The 15,858-nt window shown below is 66.6% G+C and carries 17 protein-coding genes, 1 tRNA gene and 2 pseudogenes; 12 read left to right on the forward strand and 8 right to left on the reverse strand.

The window, feature by feature from the left end; translation table 11 throughout:
* Positions 1–14 precede the first annotated feature (14 nt).
* The 3 genes from PIB19_RS20100 (at position 15) to PIB19_RS20110 (ending at position 6,123) form a co-directional block, all read left to right on the forward strand.
* On the forward strand, positions 15–2,939 hold the full coding sequence (locus PIB19_RS20100) for an Ig-like domain-containing protein (RefSeq protein ID WP_271238755.1): 2,925 nt from the start codon (positions 15–17) through the stop codon (positions 2,937–2,939).
* Positions 2,940–3,028: 89 nt separating this feature from the next.
* Positions 3,029–4,765, forward strand: a complete 1,737-nt coding sequence (locus PIB19_RS20105) for a type I secretion system permease/ATPase (protein ID WP_271238756.1) — start codon at positions 3,029–3,031, stop codon at positions 4,763–4,765.
* 2 nt (positions 4,766–4,767) lie between these two features.
* Positions 4,768–6,123: an HlyD family type I secretion periplasmic adaptor subunit gene (locus tag PIB19_RS20110; RefSeq protein ID WP_443018760.1), complete on the forward strand. Its 1,356-nt coding sequence runs from the start codon at positions 4,768–4,770 to the stop codon at positions 6,121–6,123.
* Positions 6,124–6,144: 21 nt separating this feature from the next.
* Here the strand turns inward: PIB19_RS20110 and PIB19_RS20115 are convergent, their stop codons facing one another.
* The 6 genes from PIB19_RS20115 to PIB19_RS20140 form a co-directional block, all read right to left on the reverse strand.
* Positions 6,145–6,738, reverse strand: a complete 594-nt coding sequence (locus tag PIB19_RS20115) for an alpha/beta hydrolase (RefSeq protein WP_271238758.1) — start codon at positions 6,736–6,738, stop codon at positions 6,145–6,147.
* Between the two features lie 97 nt (positions 6,739–6,835).
* Entirely contained in the window at positions 6,836–7,261 is a 426-nt protein-coding gene (locus PIB19_RS20120; RefSeq protein WP_271238759.1) for an OsmC family protein, read from the reverse strand.
* 56 nt (positions 7,262–7,317) lie between these two features.
* Positions 7,318–7,722 (reverse strand): glycine zipper 2TM domain-containing protein, encoded by a 405-nt coding sequence (locus PIB19_RS20125; protein ID WP_271238760.1) that lies wholly within the window; start codon positions 7,720–7,722, stop codon positions 7,318–7,320.
* An 83-nt stretch (positions 7,723–7,805) separates the two neighbouring features.
* On the reverse strand, positions 7,806–7,943 hold the full coding sequence (locus PIB19_RS20130; RefSeq protein ID WP_271238761.1) for a hypothetical protein: 138 nt from the start codon (positions 7,941–7,943) through the stop codon (positions 7,806–7,808).
* Positions 7,921–8,289: a hypothetical protein gene (locus tag PIB19_RS20135; RefSeq protein ID WP_271238762.1), complete on the reverse strand. Its 369-nt coding sequence runs from the start codon at positions 8,287–8,289 to the stop codon at positions 7,921–7,923. Before PIB19_RS20135 ends, PIB19_RS20130 begins: the two co-directional genes overlap by 23 nt.
* A 324-nt stretch (positions 8,290–8,613) precedes the next feature.
* Positions 8,614–9,075, reverse strand: a complete 462-nt coding sequence (locus PIB19_RS20140) for a lysozyme (protein ID WP_271238763.1) — start codon at positions 9,073–9,075, stop codon at positions 8,614–8,616.
* Positions 9,076–9,201: 126 nt separating this feature from the next.
* On the opposite strand from PIB19_RS20140, the gene PIB19_RS20145 reads away from it, so the two are divergent.
* Positions 9,202–9,942 carry a TlyA family RNA methyltransferase gene (locus tag PIB19_RS20145; protein ID WP_271238764.1) on the forward strand — a complete coding sequence of 247 codons (741 nt, stop codon included), beginning with the start codon at positions 9,202–9,204 and terminating at the stop codon, positions 9,940–9,942.
* A 9-nt stretch (positions 9,943–9,951) separates the two neighbouring features.
* Here the strand turns inward: PIB19_RS20145 and PIB19_RS20150 are convergent, their stop codons facing one another.
* Positions 9,952–10,320 (reverse strand): GFA family protein, encoded by a 369-nt coding sequence (locus PIB19_RS20150; RefSeq protein ID WP_271238765.1) that lies wholly within the window; start codon positions 10,318–10,320, stop codon positions 9,952–9,954.
* Between the two features lie 150 nt (positions 10,321–10,470).
* Between PIB19_RS20150 and PIB19_RS20155 the strand changes: the two genes are divergently transcribed.
* The 5 genes and pseudogenes from PIB19_RS20155 to PIB19_RS20175 all read left to right on the forward strand — a co-directional run.
* On the forward strand, positions 10,471–11,028 hold the full coding sequence (locus PIB19_RS20155; RefSeq protein WP_271238766.1) for a TspO/MBR family protein: 558 nt from the start codon (positions 10,471–10,473) through the stop codon (positions 11,026–11,028).
* A 21-nt stretch (positions 11,029–11,049) separates the two neighbouring features.
* Positions 11,050–11,346, forward strand: coding sequence for an accessory factor UbiK family protein (locus tag PIB19_RS20160; protein WP_271238767.1), 297 nt, complete (start codon positions 11,050–11,052; stop codon positions 11,344–11,346).
* A 121-nt stretch (positions 11,347–11,467) separates the two neighbouring features.
* The gene (locus PIB19_RS20165; RefSeq protein WP_271238768.1) at positions 11,468–11,971 is read left to right on the forward strand and encodes a YbjN domain-containing protein; all 504 of its coding nucleotides are present in this window, start codon (positions 11,468–11,470) and stop codon (positions 11,969–11,971) included.
* A gap of 44 nt (positions 11,972–12,015) precedes the next feature.
* Positions 12,016–12,764, forward strand: a pseudogene (locus tag PIB19_RS20170) (pyrroline-5-carboxylate reductase family protein).
* A gap of 487 nt (positions 12,765–13,251) precedes the next feature.
* Positions 13,252–13,614, forward strand: a pseudogene (locus tag PIB19_RS20175) (hemerythrin domain-containing protein); the annotation flags it as partial.
* An 8-nt stretch (positions 13,615–13,622) separates the two neighbouring features.
* Here PIB19_RS20175 and PIB19_RS20180 read toward each other — a convergent pair.
* Entirely contained in the window at positions 13,623–14,102 is a 480-nt protein-coding gene (locus PIB19_RS20180; protein WP_271238769.1) for a MarR family transcriptional regulator, read from the reverse strand.
* 80 nt (positions 14,103–14,182) lie between these two features.
* Here PIB19_RS20180 and PIB19_RS20185 point away from each other — a divergent pair, with 80 nt between their 5' ends.
* The 3 genes from PIB19_RS20185 to PIB19_RS20195 all read left to right on the forward strand — a co-directional run bounded on the left by PIB19_RS20185 (position 14,183) and on the right by PIB19_RS20195 (position 15,784).
* The gene (locus tag PIB19_RS20185) at positions 14,183–15,280 is read left to right on the forward strand and encodes a branched-chain amino acid aminotransferase (protein ID WP_271238770.1); all 1,098 of its coding nucleotides are present in this window, start codon (positions 14,183–14,185) and stop codon (positions 15,278–15,280) included.
* Between the two features lie 23 nt (positions 15,281–15,303).
* Positions 15,304–15,378 (forward strand) — tRNA-Gln (locus PIB19_RS20190).
* Positions 15,379–15,580: 202 nt separating this feature from the next.
* A complete protein-coding gene (locus PIB19_RS20195) occupies positions 15,581–15,784 on the forward strand; it encodes a UBP-type zinc finger domain-containing protein (protein ID WP_271238771.1) in 204 nt (67 codons plus the stop codon).
* Positions 15,785–15,858 lie beyond the last annotated feature (74 nt).

A 15,858-nucleotide genomic window follows, 5' to 3' on the forward strand; every position in this document is an offset into this window, starting at 1 on the left:
CCACCGGCAATGTCGTGATCGACGATGCCGTCGCGACCGGCACGATCACCAACGACGATCCGATCGCGCTCACGATCAGCCAGATCCAGGGCGCGGGTCACGTCTCGGCCTATGCGGGCCAGGTCGTGATCACCACCGGCATCGTCACGGCAGTCGATTCCAACGGCTTCTATCTCCAGTCGGCGGTGGGAGACGGCGATGCCGCTACTTCCGACGCGGTCTTCGTCTTCACCAGCACCGCGCCAGGCGTCGCGGTTGGCGACGGCGTATCGGTGCGTGGCTCGGTCGCCGAGTTTCAGGGCAGCACCGCCAGCCTCAGCCTGACCGAAATCGTCGCGCCGACCGTCACGGTCGAAACGCACGGCAATGCGCTGCCCACGGCATTGCTGATCGGCACCGGTGGCATCCTCCCGCCGACCGAGGCGATCGATGACGACGGCCTGACCAGCTACGATCCGCTCCACGACGGCGTGGACTTCTGGGAATCGCTGGAGGGTATGCGCGTCACGCTCGATACGCCGCAGGCGGTGTCGAACACCACATCGTTCGGCGAGACCGATGTCGTCGTCTCGCACGGCAATGGCGCCAGCGGAATCAACGATCGCGGCGGCATCACCATCTCGGGCGATGGATCGGGCGTCCCCGATTACAATCCCGAGAAGATCCAGATCGACGACGACAGCGGCATCTTCGCGGGCTTCACGCCCGGCTACACGATCGGCGATCAACTCAGCAGCGTCACCGGCATCGTCAATTATTCGTTCGACGCATATGAAGTGCTCGTCACCGAGGCCGTGACCGTCACGCAGGACACGACGCTCACCCGCGAGCAGACCGCGCTCCACGGCGACGCCAATTACCTCTCGCTGGCGACCTATAATCTCGAGAATCTCGATGCGTCGGACCAGAAGTTCGACATCCTCGCCGCCGACATCGTCTACAATCTCCGCGCGCCCGACATCATCGCGGTGCAGGAAATCCAGGACGCCGACGGCGCCGGTTCGGGCTCGAACCTCTCGGGCACGGTCACTGCGCAGGGCCTGATCGATGCGATCTACGCCCAGTCCGGGCTGCATTACGCCTATATCGAGATCGCGCCGACCACCGCGGGATCGACCGGCGGCGAGCCCGGCGGCAACATCCGCAACGGCTATTTCTATAACATCGACCGCGTGTCCTATGTCGAAGGCAGCGCCGAGCTGATCGACGGCGCCGCCTATAACGGTACCCGGAAACCGCTGGTCGCGCAGTTCGCCTTTGCCGGCCAGACGATCACTGCGATCGACGTCCACCTCACCTCGCGCCTCGGCAGCGATCCGCTATGGGGCGACAACCAGCCCGCCAACGATGCCGGCGACGCCGCCCGCACCGCGCAGGCGGCGGGGGTCAAGGCATGGGTCCAGGAGCATCTCGCCGACAATCCGGCGCTCAACATCGCCGTGCTCGGCGACTGGAACGGCTTCTATTTCGAGAATGCGCAGACCCAGCTCACCGATCCGGGGCAGGGCGGGGTGTTCACCAATCTCAACACGCTGCTGCCCGAGCAGGAGCGCTACAGCTACATGTTCGAGGGCAATGCCCAGCAGATCGACAACATCCTCGTCACCGGCGGGCTGGTCACCAACGCGCAATATGACGCGGTCCACCTGAACTCGCAGTTCGGCGGCGCGCGCGCGACCGATCACGATCCGCAGATCTCGCTGCTGTTCCTCGGCGCCGCGCCGAAGGACCTTGCCCTCAGCAACGCCAGCGTCGCCGAAAATCTGCCTGCGGGCAGCGTGGTCGGCACGGTCTCGGCCACCGATACTGCCAATGACACGCTCCATTATGCGCTGGTCGACAATGCCGGCGGGCTCTTCGCCATCGACGCGGCGACGGGCGTGATCACCACCACCGCGCCGCTCAACCATGAGGCGGTGGCGGAGTACGCGCTGATCGCAAAGGCGACCGACAGCGGCGGGCTGGTCGTCCAGCAGAGCTTCACCGTCGCAGTGACCGACGTCAACGAGGCGCCCGTCGCCGCGCACGACGCAGTCGCAGTCAACGAGGATGCGACCACCGCGAACCTCTGGACGACCTTGCTCGGCAACGATTCGGATCCCGATGCCGGGCAGACGCTGGCGATCAGTGCGGTCAACAGCTCGGGGACGCTCGGAAGCCTCGTCTTCGACGCAGCGAGCCATACGCTGAAATATGTCGCCGATGCCGACGCGTTCGACGCGCTGGCACCGGGCGCCACCCAGGTCGATCATTTCAGCTACACCGTCACCGACGGCAACGGCCTCACCAGCACCGCGATCGTCGACGTGACCGTCACCGGCATCGCCGACGGCATCACGCGCAACGGCACGATCTTCTCCGATACGCTGAACGGCACCGCGGGCGAGGACAGACTGTCGGGCGGGATCGGCAGCGACACGCTGTATGGCCTTGGCGGGCATGACTGGCTCGACGGCGGCATCGGCAATGACAAGCTCTATGGCGGCGACGGCAACGACGTGCTGTTCGGCGATCTCGGCAACGACACCCTGTGGGGTGGCAACGGCCGCGACGTGCTGTTCGGCGGGCTCGGCAACGACACGCTCTATGGCGGTGCCGATGCTGACAGCTTCCACTTCGGCCGGCTCGAAGGCAGCGGCACGATCGCCGATTTCAATACCGCCGAGGACAAGATCGTCCTCGACGACGGCGTCTCGATCACGCGCACCAAGGTGCAGGACGTCAATCGCGACGGGGTCAAGGACCTGACCCTCACGCTGAGCTGGGGCAGCAGCGTCACGTTGCTTGGCGTCAGCGACGTGTCACAGGTCAAGTTCGGTGCGCCGGACTATTATTCGGATCACCAGCCCGGACTTGGCGGCTTGCTCGACAACATTGGCGATCTCTTCGATAGCCTGTACGGTGGTCATCAGAAGTTGATCGACACCGGATGGTTCTGACGATTTGCGACATCGCGTAACGACAAGTATCGAAGCCTCGCCGCGCGATCTTCCGGGTCGCGCGGCACTGCGTTTAGCGGGGGCAAGCCATGCGAATTGAACGCCCGATCGGGGTGCTGCGTCAGGCGCTGGCGTTGTGCCGGCGGCATTTCGTCTCCGCCGCGGCGTTCAGCGCGCTGATCAACCTGCTCTACATCGTGCCCACGCTCTACATGCTGCAGGTCTATGATCGCGTAGTGCCGACCCAGGGCCTGCAGACGCTCGCGTTCCTCACGCTGGTGCTGCTGTTCGCACTGGGCACGCTGTCGCTGCTCGATCGCATCCGCACGCGGCTGCTGGTCCGCGCCGGCGTCCAGCTCGATGCGACGCTCGCGCCGCTGATCCTCGACGCGACTTTGGGTCGGCCCGAGCTGCCGGTGGCGCGGCAGGCGCTGCGCGAATTCGATACGATGCGCGGCACGCTCACCGGTCCGGGAATCCTCGCATTGTTCGATGCGCCCTGGGTCCCGATCTACATCCTGGTCTGCTTTCTGGTGCATCCATGGCTCGGCGTCGTCGCGATAGTGGGATGCACGATTCTGCCGCTCATCGCCTGGGCAAACGAGCGCGCGACTCGCAGCCGTCTCGATCGTGCCCAACTGATCGCCAGCACTTCCTACGCCAATCAGGATGCCCTGCTCGGCTCGAGCGACAGCATCCGGGCGCTGGGCATGCGCCGGGCGATGGTTGCGCGGCAGCTGCGCCAGCGCGAGGCCATGCTCGCCGCGCAGACCGAGGCGAGCTTCGCTTCGGGCAGCTATCTCACTGCCACCAAGTTCACGCGCCTCGCGCTCCAGTCGCTCGCCTTGGGGCTGGGCGCTCTGCTCGCGATCGACAACCTCATCTCGGGCGGCGCGATCTTCGCCGCCTCCTTCCTGATCGCCCGCGCGCTCGCGCCGATCGAGCAGCTGATCGGCACGTGGAAGACGCTCGTCCAGGCGCATCAGAGCTATCGCAGTCTCGGCACGCTCCTCGAGGGCAGCAGCACCCGGCCCGAACCGACCCGGCTGCCGCCGCCGCAGGGCGCGGTCGCGCTGGAAGGCATCACCGTCCTCAACGAGGCGCGTGACGGCGCGATCCTGAACAGCATCTCGCTGCGCTTCGATCCCGGCGAAGTGATCGCGATCGTCGGCCCCAGCGGTGCGGGCAAATCGACTCTGGTCCGCACGATCGCCGGCGCGCTTCCGGCCGATCGTGGCACGATCCGGCTCGACGGCGCGGATACGCGCGATTGGGATCCCGAGCAGCTGGCCCGCCACATCGGCTATCTGCCGCAGGATGCCGCTTTGTTCGCCGGATCGGTCGCCGAAAACATCGCGCGCTTCGCCGGCGAGTTGGGCGAAGATCGTGCCACGCTCGATACCGCGGTAGTCGCCGCGGCGTCCAAGGTCGGTGCCGATCCGCTGATCCGGCGCCTGCCGAACGGCTATGATCATCAGCTCAAGCTGGGCGGTCGCGGCGTATCGGCCGGTCAGGCGCAGCGCATTGCGCTCGCCCGCGCCGTCTATGGCGATCCGCGCATCCTGATTCTCGACGAGCCCAATGCGCATCTCGATACCGAAGGCGATGCCGCTCTGGTCGCCGCGCTGGGAACACTCAAGGCGGAAGGCCGCACGATCCTGATCGTCTCGCACAAACTTGGTATCCTGCCCGTGGTCGACAAGATCCTCGTCCTGCGCGACGGTCGTGTCGAACTCTATGGCCCGCGCGACGAAGTGCTTCCCAAGATCGCGCCGCCCAATCTCCGGCGTGTCGCTCCGCCCACTGCCGCGGCGAGTGGCGCATGAACATGCCGATCCTCCTCGCGCCCTCGGGCGAAGCGCCGGTCTCCGCGTCGCCGGTCGCCGATCCGCGACGCGACATCCGCATCGGGTTGGTGATCGCCGCCCTCTTCTTCGTGATATTTCTCGGCTGGGCGATGTTCGCGCGGCTCGATGCCGCTGCTTATGCACCGGGCACTTTGGTGGTGTCGGGCCAGCGCCAGTCGGTCCAGCACCGCGACGGCGGTGTCGTCGGCAAGATCTATGTCCGCGAGGGCCAGCGCGTCGAGCGCGGCCAGCTGCTGGTCCAGCTCGCCGCAGCCGAGGTTCAGGCGCAGGAGCGGGCGCTTGCCTCGCAGGCGATCCGGCTGCTCGCCCAACGCGCGCGGCTCGAAGCCGAGCAGCTCGGGCGCGGCCAGGTCGCAGCACCGAAGGAATTCGCCTCGCTCTCGCCCGAAGACCGCGAGGAAGCGGCGCTGGCGATGCGGCTGCAGCAGACCGAACTCTCGGCGCGAACCTCGGTGCTGTCTGCCCAGCGCGGCGCGCTCGGTCAACGCGTTCTCCAGTCGGGCGAACAAGGGCGTGGCTATGGCGAGCAGGCAGTGTCTTCGACCGAGCAGCTCCGCCTGATCGAAGAGCAGATCGCCGCGCTCAAGCCCGTCGCCGACAAGGGCTTCGTCTCGGCGACGCGGATGCGCGAGCTCGAGCGTGCGCGCGCCCAGCTTCAGGGCCAGCGCGGCCAATATACTGCCAGCGTCGCCCAGACCCGCGGCGCCGCGCGCGAGAACGAGATTCAGGTGCTCGAGGCCGAACGAACCTTCCGCGAGCGTACCGCGTCCGATCTCCGCGACGTCGAGACCCGGCTGGGCGACGTCCTGCCGCGCTGGACCGCCGCGCGCGACCAGCTCGAACGCACGGCAATCCGCTCGCCCGCCACCGGCGCGGTGGTCGGCCTGTCGGTGTTCACCCCGGGCGGCGTGGTCGCGCCGGGCCAGAAGCTGATGGACGTCGTCCCTGAACGCACGCCGCTATTGATCCAGGCCCGGATATCGCCCGAGGATGCCGACGATCTCCAAGTCGGCCAGCGCACCCTCGTCAAATTCTCCGGGCTCCACGAGCGGACCCTGCCCAATCTCGAAGGCAGGCTGACGCGGCTCTCCGCCGACAGCTTTACCGACGAGAAGAGCGGGATGAGCTATTTCACCGGCGAGATCACCGTCCCGCGCGAGCAATTGAACCTGATCCAGGGCGTCCGCGGTGCCGATTTCGCGCTCAGGGCCGGCATGCCCGTCCAGGTGCTGATCCCGTTGCGCAGGCGCACGGCGCTGGATTATGCGCTCGAGCCGCTGATCGGCAGCTTCTGGTCCTCGTTCCGCGAGCATTGATCGCTCGCCGCGAGCCTCGCCTCAGCGGATCGGGCGCACCCGTCCCATCAGCGTCGTCGCAGTGCGCACTTCGCGGGCAACCACCCCGGCGGTGAAGCGTTCGATCACGCCGCGGGTGCGCCGCATCGGGCGCGCGTCGCTGCTGTGCGCGGACGCCACCAGCCCACTGCCCCAATTGTCCGCCAGCGCGCGGACCCGCGCCGCCAGCATCGATCGCCGGTCCTCGCCTCCCAGCACGATCGACGGGAAGGGGAGCGGCGTGCGCGGCGAGGCGAAGGTATCGAGCAAGGTCTCGACGCTCTCGCCCTGCTCGTCGATCGGCTCGAAGAACAAGGCGCCCGCGACACGCGAGACGTAGGAAGCCGGCGACAGCCGCGCCCACCACGCCGTCGCGAAGCAGCTCGCGCCCTCGGCGATCAGCAGCACCGCGCCGTCCGCGCGCGTCACCGCCGCATCGAGCTTCGCCGCGAGCAGATTGCGCTCCGATTGCGTACCCGCGCGATAGGGGATGTGCTCCCGCGCCGGTCCCGTGAACAGATTGCGCCACGGCGCGCCGGCAGCACCCGATATTTCGACGAGCGACAGGTTCGCGGGAAGGGACAGCGCAGGCACCATGGCGCACTCCATCAGCTGAAGGTCGATCCTAATCCGATCCGACGATTCTCGCCAGCGGATTCCCAGTCATCGAGTAGAGATTGAGCGCAAAAGCCGCTCAGGCCAGCGTATGGCTGAGCGTGATCTCGGCCTTGAGCAGCTTCGAGATCGGGCAATTGGCCTTGGCCCCGGCGGCGAGCTCGTCGAACTGCTCGGGCGAGATGCCCGGCACTTCGGCCTTGAGCGTCAGGTCCGATCGCGTCACCGCGAAGCTGTCGCCCTGCTGCTCGAGCTTGACCGCGGCAGTCGTCTCGAGGCTGCCTTCGCTGAACCCCGCCCGCGCAAGCGCGAAGCTCAGCGCCATGGTGAAGCATCCGGCATGCGCCGCCGCGATCAGCTCCTCGGGGTTGGTGCCCTTCTCGTCGCCGAAGCGGGTATTGTAGCTATAGGGCGTCGCGTCGAGCACGCCCGAGGGCGTGTCGAGCTGGCCTTTGCCGTCCTTGCCGAAGCCCTGGTAGCGAGCGGTCGCAGTCCGTGTCGTCATGGATTCCCCTTCGAGTGATGGGACGCGGCGACAGCGTGCCGCCGCGTCCCGGATTGTCAACGGCAGCGAACTTGGTTCTTGTCGATCGCCGAGCCGGCCGCGGCGCCGGCTGCCGCGCCGAGCACCGTGCCCAGCAGCTCCGATCCGCCCGGCGCGATGATATTGCCCAGCACGCCGCCGGCAACCCCGCCGACGATCAGCCCGGTCGTCCCGTCCGAACGGCGGCAATAATAACGCCCGTCCCGGCCGCGATAGAGGCGATCCTGCCGCGACAGGCGGCGCTCGCGATAGCTGCGGTCGTCGCGATAATAACGGTCGGCATAATAGCCGCCGTACGAGGGGTCGGGCCGGTTCCAGTCATAGCTGCGATAGCCGCCGTCATAGCTCGACGTGCCATAGCCCGTGTCCGCACAGCCGGCGAGCGTGCCCGCGGCCAGCAATCCCAACAACATGGTGCGCATGTCTACTCTCCCATGAAGATTCCTATGGAGAGGGAATGCGTGGCGCCGGGAAAGTTGCGCCGGCGCTATGATCAGGACGGCCGTCAGGCTTCGGCCTGCAGCCGCGCGAGGATCTCGCGTACCCGCCCCAGCACTTCCGGCTCGCCGTCCACCCAGAAACGGCGCTTGTCGGAAGGATCGGGGTCCGCGTGAGCAGGCCTAGAGCCTCGAGCCGTCGACATGGCGCAGCGCCGTCGTCGTCGGCACGCCCGAGGCATGGCACAGCCCCGAAACCGAGACCGCGCGCCGCTCGTCGGCCGCCACCACCAGATCGAGCAGCATGTCCCAGGCGGGATCGCGGAACACCGGCGTGCCGAGCATCTCGTTCCGGCGCAGGCGGACCGCGCGCAGACCGGCCGCGAACTGTGCGACCGATTTATAGGAAGGCTTGTTCAGTCCCGCCGCGGCCGAATCCTGGAGGAACGCGATTGCCGCATCGGCGTCTCCTCCGCGTTGCGCGGCGATCGCCTCGACCAGCTGCGTCAGCCGGAGCAACTGTTCCCTGGAAAGTACGACACGCGCGCCCATCGACGATGCCCCTTCGGTGGTTGCCAGACGGTTGTGACGGAGGGGCTGGACGTGGCAAGCGCGGGAAAGGCTTAACGCCGGCGAAACCGTGGATGCCAACGACACGATGTTTCTGATTGATTTCCGTAGATTTTCCGGAACTCGCAACCGATCGAGGTCGGCGGCTCGACCCTTCAGCGGATCCTGCTCCCGGTTCGTCGGTAAAAACCGCCGGCGCGAGCCGGGATCCAGCGCTCCGCGCGCCATCCCCGTGCGAGGTGGCGCCGGACAAATCCTGTAGTCTTGCGCATATGGGAATAGTCGCGGGCGTCGCGCTCGGCCGCCTCAATCGGCGTAGAGCACCGCCTCGGCCGCGCGCCGTTTGGTCAGGCCGGGCAGCACTTTACCCGCCGCCTTGTTCCACCGGCCGAATTGCTGTTGCGCACCCGCAAAGTCGCCTGCTTTGTGGAGTCGCAGCAAGGTGCTGTTCGCCAGGTTCGTCACGCCGACATTATAGGCGAAGCTCACCATCGCATCGAACTGATTCTGGCTGGTCGGCGCTCCGCCGATCACCGCGGAAACCTTCGCTGCGAAGCTGGCGACGTCCTTCGCCAGCCGATCGTCGCATTGCTGCTGGGTCCAGATCACCCCCGGCTTTACGTCCGCGCCCGTGGTTCCCCAGCCGATCGTCCATGGATCGCCGCCCGTTCCCGGATCGGGATAGGCGATGAACCTGCCATCCGCCCGTTTCTTCGCGCAGCCCTCGAATCGCCGCACCAGCGCGGTGCACGCGGAACCTGGCGTCATCGGAACCTCCCCCGAAGTCGATGTCCATAAAGCGGATCGACTTGTGCACCAGCTGCCGCAGCCTGGCCATGAACGTTGCATCCGGAGTGGTTGCACAGCGGGAGAAGGCGCGCCTAAAGGCGGCGGATGGGCAAACAGCGCGCCGATCAGATGCTCGTCGACCGGGGGCTGGCCGAGAGCCGCACCCGCGCACAGGCCCTGATCATGGCCGGCCTCGTCTTCGCGGGCGATCGCAAGGTCGACAAATCGGGGCAGCAATTCGCCGACGACGTGGTGCTCGACGTGCGCGGCCGCGATCATCCCTGGGTTTCGCGCGGCGGGATCAAGCTGGCGCACGCGCTCGACCATTTCGGGTGGGACGTCACGCAAATGGTCGCGATCGACGTCGGCTCCTCGACCGGCGGCTTCACCGACGTGCTGCTCACCCGTGGCGCAGCACGCGTCTATGCGGTCGACAGCGGCACCAACCAGCTCGCCTGGAAGCTCCGCCAGGATCCGCGCGTGATCGTCCTTGAGCAGACCAGCGCGCGCGTGCTCACCGAAGCGCATATCCCGGAGCCGGTGGACATCATTGTCTGCGACGCCAGCTTCATCGGCCTCGCCAAGGTGCTCGAAGTGCCGTTCCGCTTCGCCAAACCGCAGGCCCGGCTCGCAGCGCTGATCAAGCCGCAGTTCGAGGCGGGGCGCGGGGAAGTGGGCAAGGGCGGGGTGGTGCGCGATCCGCAAGTGCACGAGCGCGTCTGCCGCGAAGTATCCGAATGGGTCGCCGCGCAGGGCTGGCGGGTATTGGGGATCACCCAGAGCCCGATCACCGGGCCCGAAGGCAATGTTGAATTCCTGATCGGGGCGGAGCGAGGCGGCGCGTAATCCTGCGCGCTACTCCTCGAAACGCCCGTCGGTCTCCCTGTCTCGCGCATAATGTCGTTTGAGCGGAAAGGGCGGCAGCCACGCCTCGCGGCGGATCACCCAATTCTCATAGCTCGGCATGAACTGGTCCGGTGTATCGAGCGCCCCCAGATGCACTTCGATCTCGTCCGCGAAACGCGCGAAGACCGACGAGCCGCAGCGGGGGCAGAAATGCCGGCCGCGATAGTCGCGGGTCTCGCCTTCGACGGTCACGGCATCCTGCGGGAATATCGCCGCGGCGAAGAAAAGCGCGCCGTGATGCTTGCGGCAGTCGAGACAATGGCAAAGCCCGACGCGGTAGGGCGCGCCTGTTGCCGTGATCCGAACATCGCCGCACAAGCAGCCTCCGGTAACTTGCTCCATACCGCGCCTCCGTCATTTCGGGTCGGGGCACATTTACATGACGATCGCATCTTTGCGACTGCGCAGACATTGGATTAGGGGATCATCCCGGGGGCGGCGCTTGCGTGCCGCAAAGGAGGAACCGGGTTGAGAGAGATCGCGTCCAGGGGTCAGTTGCGCCTCGCTTATTTTCGCTGGGCCATCGTGACGGTCCCGCTCATGCTGTTGCTGGGGCTGGGTTCGGGAAGGCTCGCACCAAGCGGCGACGAGAATCCGTGGTTCGTCCAGCTCGCCAAGCCCGGCATCATGCCGCCCGGCTGGGCTTTCGGCGTCGCGTGGAGCATCCTTTACGTCCTGATGGGGCTGGCGCTTGCGCTGGTGATCAATGCGCGCGGCTCGCGCGGCCGCGGTCTCGCGTTGCTGGTTTTCGTCGCCCAGCTCGCGATCAACCTCGCCTGGAGCCCGGTGTTCTTCGGGCTGCACAAGGTCGATACCGCGTTGCTGATGATCGGTGCATTGGTCGCATTGGCGCTGCTCACCCTCCTGCTTTTCTGGCGCATCCGGAAGGTCGCGGGGGCGCTGCTGCTGCCCTATTTCGCCTGGCTCTGCTTCGCCTTCGTGCTGCTCTGGCAGATCCACGCGCTCAATCCGAACGCCGGGTCCCTTGTACCTTCGCGCTCGGCTGACCAAATTGAGATCCGTTGAAGTTCGTTTAGGAAGCTCGAAATGCAGACCGACAACCGCCTGTTCGACGATTTCGTCAAGTTCGTGAACGGTGCGGCAGGCACCGTCGCCGGCATGGCGCGCGAGGCCGAGGGCGCCACGCGGGAACGTGCGCGCGAATGGCTCGGCGGGCTCGATTTCGTGTCGCGCGAGGAATTCGACGCGGTGAAGGCGATGGCGGTCGCCGCGCGGGACGAGAATGATGCGCTCAAGGCACGGATCGAGGCGCTCGAGGCCAAGCTCGGCGGTCAGGCCGCCAAGCCCGCCCGTGCGCCCAAGGCTCCGAAGGCAGACGTTTGAGCCAACCGGTTAACGACTGCTTGTCCACAGCTTTTCGACAGGGTTGCGCACCGCGCGCTTGTGCCGCCGGAGCACGATTGGCAGGATTCGCCTCAGCCAATTCCGGTGTGTGGAGGTGAGGATGTTGGACGAGGCCGAATACGACCGCGACGACGCCGCGCCGATCGACATGCTCGAAAATTATTTCGCGGCGCATGGCTGGACCTTCGAGCGCGAGGACGACGAGATCGTCGCCAAGTTCAAAGGCAGCTGGACCGAATATGAGTTGCGCGCGATCTGGCGCGAGGACGATGGCGTCCTTCAGTTCCTCGCCTTCCCCGACATCCGTGTCGCCGACGAGCGCCGCGCGGCGGTCTATGAGACGATCGGGCTGGTCAACGAACAGCTCTGGATCGGCCATTTCGAGCTCTGGTCGGCCAGCGGCATCCTGCTCTTCCGCCACGCCGCGATGATCGACGGTGCGGGCGAGAAGACGCTGACGCTCGATCAGGCTGAATTGCTGGTCGAGAGCGCGATCGACGAGTGCGAGCGCTTCTACCCCGTCTTCCAGTTCGTATTGTGGGGCGGCAAGAGCCCTGCCGAGGCGATCGCAGCCGCGCTGATCGAGACGCAGGGCGAGGCGTGAGCACGGCTGCGCCGCTCCGGCTATGGCTGGTCGGCTGCGGCAACATGGCCGGCGCGATGCTCCGCCGCTGGATAGAAAGCGGGGTGATCGCGCCCGAAAACGTCTTCGTCGTCAATCGCCACGATCGCGAGCTCCCCGCCGGCGTGCGGCAGGGCAGGGCCTTCCCCGACGAAGCGGCGCCCGATTTCATCCAGCTCGGCATGAAGCCGCAGCAAATCGATGATGTTGCGCCGTTGATCCACTCCCTACCGTCGGGCGGCGTGCCCCTCATCTCGATCCTCGCCGGAGCCGAGGTCGCGACGCTGAGGGAGCGTTTCCCCGGCCACTCGATCGTCCGCGCCATGCCCAATCTTCCCGTCGCGCTCGGCAAGGGCGTCGTCGGGCTCCACGGAGATCGCGTCCCCGGCGTGGACGCGCTGATGGCGCCCCTCGGCCTCGTCGAATGGATCCATGACGAGGGCCTGTTCGAAGCCGTCACGACGCTGTCGGGCTGCGGCCCCGCCTTCGTCTATCGATTTATCGACGCATTGGCCGAAGCGGGCGCGGCGCTCGGTCTCGATTCCGATCAGGCGCAGCGGCTCGCGATTGCTACGGTGGAGGGCTCGGGCCTGCTCGCCGCACAGGCCGATGTCGCGCCCGGCATTCTCGCCGATCGCGTCGCCAGCCCCGGCGGCTCGACGCGTCAGGGCCTCAACGTGCTCGACCGCGACGACGCGCTCAAAGGCTGCTCCGCGAGACCCTCGCCGCCTCGCAGCGCCGCAACGCCGAAATGGCCGCAGAGGCACGCCGCTGACTTTCGCGCAGGAAGTATTTTCCTACACGCGCATTTTATGCCATACCGATGTTCGCTCTTTGATCCGGTGAACCTTCCTGGAAATCCCTGCGTAACATCCTTGCTTTGGCGCGCAACGAAATGTCCCAAACCGCGGGCAAAGTGCGAAGTTAAGCGCCGCAAATCCAACACGGAACGCGGGCCTTCCCAATTTGTTTTGCTTCCGACTCATCCATCAATGGAGGCGGTAATGGCGACCACCACGGCCACGCGTGACAGCAAGGGACGTTTCAAGGGCTCCTCTTCGTCGAAGGGCAATGAAGGCCGGTCGAGCAATTTCGGCATGGTCGCCGGCGCGGTGGCGGGCGGCGCTGCGCTTGGTATCCTCGCGATGTTCGGCCGCAAGGCTGCGGTGCAGGCGCCGACCGCGCTCGCCGGTAATTGGGACGAGGCGCTGGTCGTCGAGCATCAGGCCACGCTCAAGGTGTTCGATGCCATCGAGGCGACCGACGAGAACAACACCGTCAAGCGCTCGATGCTGCTCTCGCACCTCAAGCACGCATTGCTCAAGCACGCGGTCGAGGAAGAGAATGTGATCTATCCCGCGCTCCGCGAGATCGGCCAGCGCGACGCCGCCGATGCCCTCACCAAGGAGCATGGCTATGTGAAGCAGTATCTCTACGAGCTGGAGAATACGCCCGCGGCCTCGCCCGACTGGATCGCCAAGGTTCGCGAGTTCCGCGCCGACATCGAGAAGCACATGCAGGAAGAGGAGATGCACCTCTTCCCGATGCTCCGCGCCCAGCTCTCCGAAGAAAAGAACAAGGCGCTGACGCTGACGATGAACAAAGAGGGCTTCAAGGTCGCCTGAGCGCGCTGCTAGCGCCCCGAGACGCTGCTCCGCTCGCTTTCGGGCACCAGCCCTTCGAGCACTGCCCAAAAGCCGCCGACAGCGCCCTGCCCGGCGCTCGAATACGCCGCGGACATCTTCTCGCGGAGCGCGTCGAACAATTCGGCCTCCAGCGCCGCGCCAGCCGGCGTCAGCCGCAGCAGCCGCTGGCGCCGGTCGCGCTCGCCGGCGCGGGTCTCGACCATGCCGCGGTCGGCGAGCTCGCCCAGCACCCGGCCGAGCGACTGCTTGGTGATGCCCAGGATCGTCAGCAGCGCGCTCACCGTCAGGTCGGGCTGGCGCGCGATGAAATAGAGCGCGCGGTGGTGCGCGCGGCCCAGTCCCTGCTTGGCCAAGCCCGCGTCGATCGAGCGCGTCAGATTGGCATAGCCGAAATAGAGCAGCTCGATGCCGCGGCGGATCTCGGGCTCGCGCAGGAACAGTGGTGAGGCAGGAATTGGGGCAGCCATGTTGACCATTCTAGCCTCGCGGCCTAGTCGTCCGCAAGTCGATCCGGCCAGACTCGGCCGGTGCTCTCGGGAAGGGTATGATGGAAGACGCGACGGTCCTGGATTTCGAGTTCGAGGCGCATGCGAATCCGGTGGCGGTGGCCGACCGTGCGGCGCTCCTTGCCAATCCCGGCTTCGGCAAGATCTTCACCGATCACATGGCGGTGATCCATTACTCCGCCGACAAGGGCTGGCACGATGCGCGGATCGAGCCGCGCCGTCCGATCCAGCTCGATCCCGCCTGCGCCGTGCTCCATTATGCGCAGGAGATCTTCGAGGGTCTCAAGGCCTATCGCATGCCCGATGGCGGCGCGACCCTGTTCCGCGCCGACGCCAATGCCCGCCGCTTCGCCGAATCGGCGCAGCGCATGGCGATGCCGCCGCTGCCCGAGGAACTGTTCCTCGCCTCGATCCGCGAACTGGTCAGCACCGACCGCGACTGGATCCCGGAGGGCGAGGGCGCCTCGCTCTATCTGCGTCCCTTCATGTTCGCGAGCGAGACCTTCCTCGGCGTCCGGCCCGCGCAGGAGTATCTCTATCTGGTGATCGCTTCCCCGGCGGGCGCCTATTTCAAGGGCGGCGCGCCGTCGGTTACCTTGTGGGTTTCCGAACATTACACCCGCGCCGCGCCGGGCGGCACCGGTGCAGCGAAGTGCGGCGGCAATTATGCCGCCAGCCTCGTCGCCCAGGCCGAGGCGATCGGCCATGCCTGCGACCAGGTCGTCTTCCTCGACGCGGCGGAGAACCGCTATGTCGAGGAACTGGGCGGCATGAACGTCTTCTTCGTGTTCGACGACGGCTCGATCCAGACTCCGCCGCTGACCGGCACGATCCTGCCCGGCATCACCCGCGAATCGCTGCTGACGCTCGCCCGCGACGCCGGCATCACGGTGCGCGAGGAGCGTTACAGCCTCGAGGAGTGGCAGGCCGATGCCGCCAGCGGGCGCCTGCGTGAGGCGTTTGCGTGCGGTACTGCCGCGGTGGTCACGCCGATCGGCCGGGTGCGCGGGCGCGGCTTCGATTTCGCGATCGGAAACGGTGGTCCGGGCATGCTCACCGAGCAACTCCGCACGCAGCTCGTCGCGATCCAGCGCGGAACCGCGCCCGATCCGTACGGCTGGGTTGAACGGCTCTTCTAAGGCCCTATAAGCCCGCTTCCCGTTGGGGCGTCGCCAAGTGGTAAGGCACCGGTTTTTGGTACCGGCATTCGCAGGTTCGAATCCTGCCGCCCCAGCCAGCTACCATGTTTGGGGTCCCCAAGGCCCCATGACGCTGAACTCCGCCGGATCAAGCTGCTCGAACGGCACGCCGGTTGATCCCGCTATCCGCATGGCATGCCCGCCGGCTATGCTCACATCTTCGGGCCGCTCACGTTCGTCCGGAGCAGATAGGGCGCGGCGGCAGCGCCGGTCTTCGCGGCGGGCCGGAAGGGAGAACGCATGAGCTCGTGTATCCACAGCGCAACGATCAATCAGGTGACGCCGAGCGCGCAGGGCTGCGAGGAGTGCCTCGAGATCGGCAGCCCATGGCTTCATCTCCGCATCTGCCGCGCCTGCGGCCATGTCGGCTGCTGCGACCAGTCGCCGCACCGCCACGCCACCGCGCATTTCCACGCGACGCGCCATCCGATCATCGAGGGTTAGACCCGCCCGAAGGCTGGGGCTGGTGTTATGTCGACGAAGTCGAGATCGACTTGCCGGACCAGACGCCGCAACGT

It is taken from the genome of Sphingomonas sp. 7/4-4, assembly GCF_027941955.1.
Taxonomy (GTDB): Bacteria; Pseudomonadota; Alphaproteobacteria; order Sphingomonadales; family Sphingomonadaceae; genus Sphingomonas.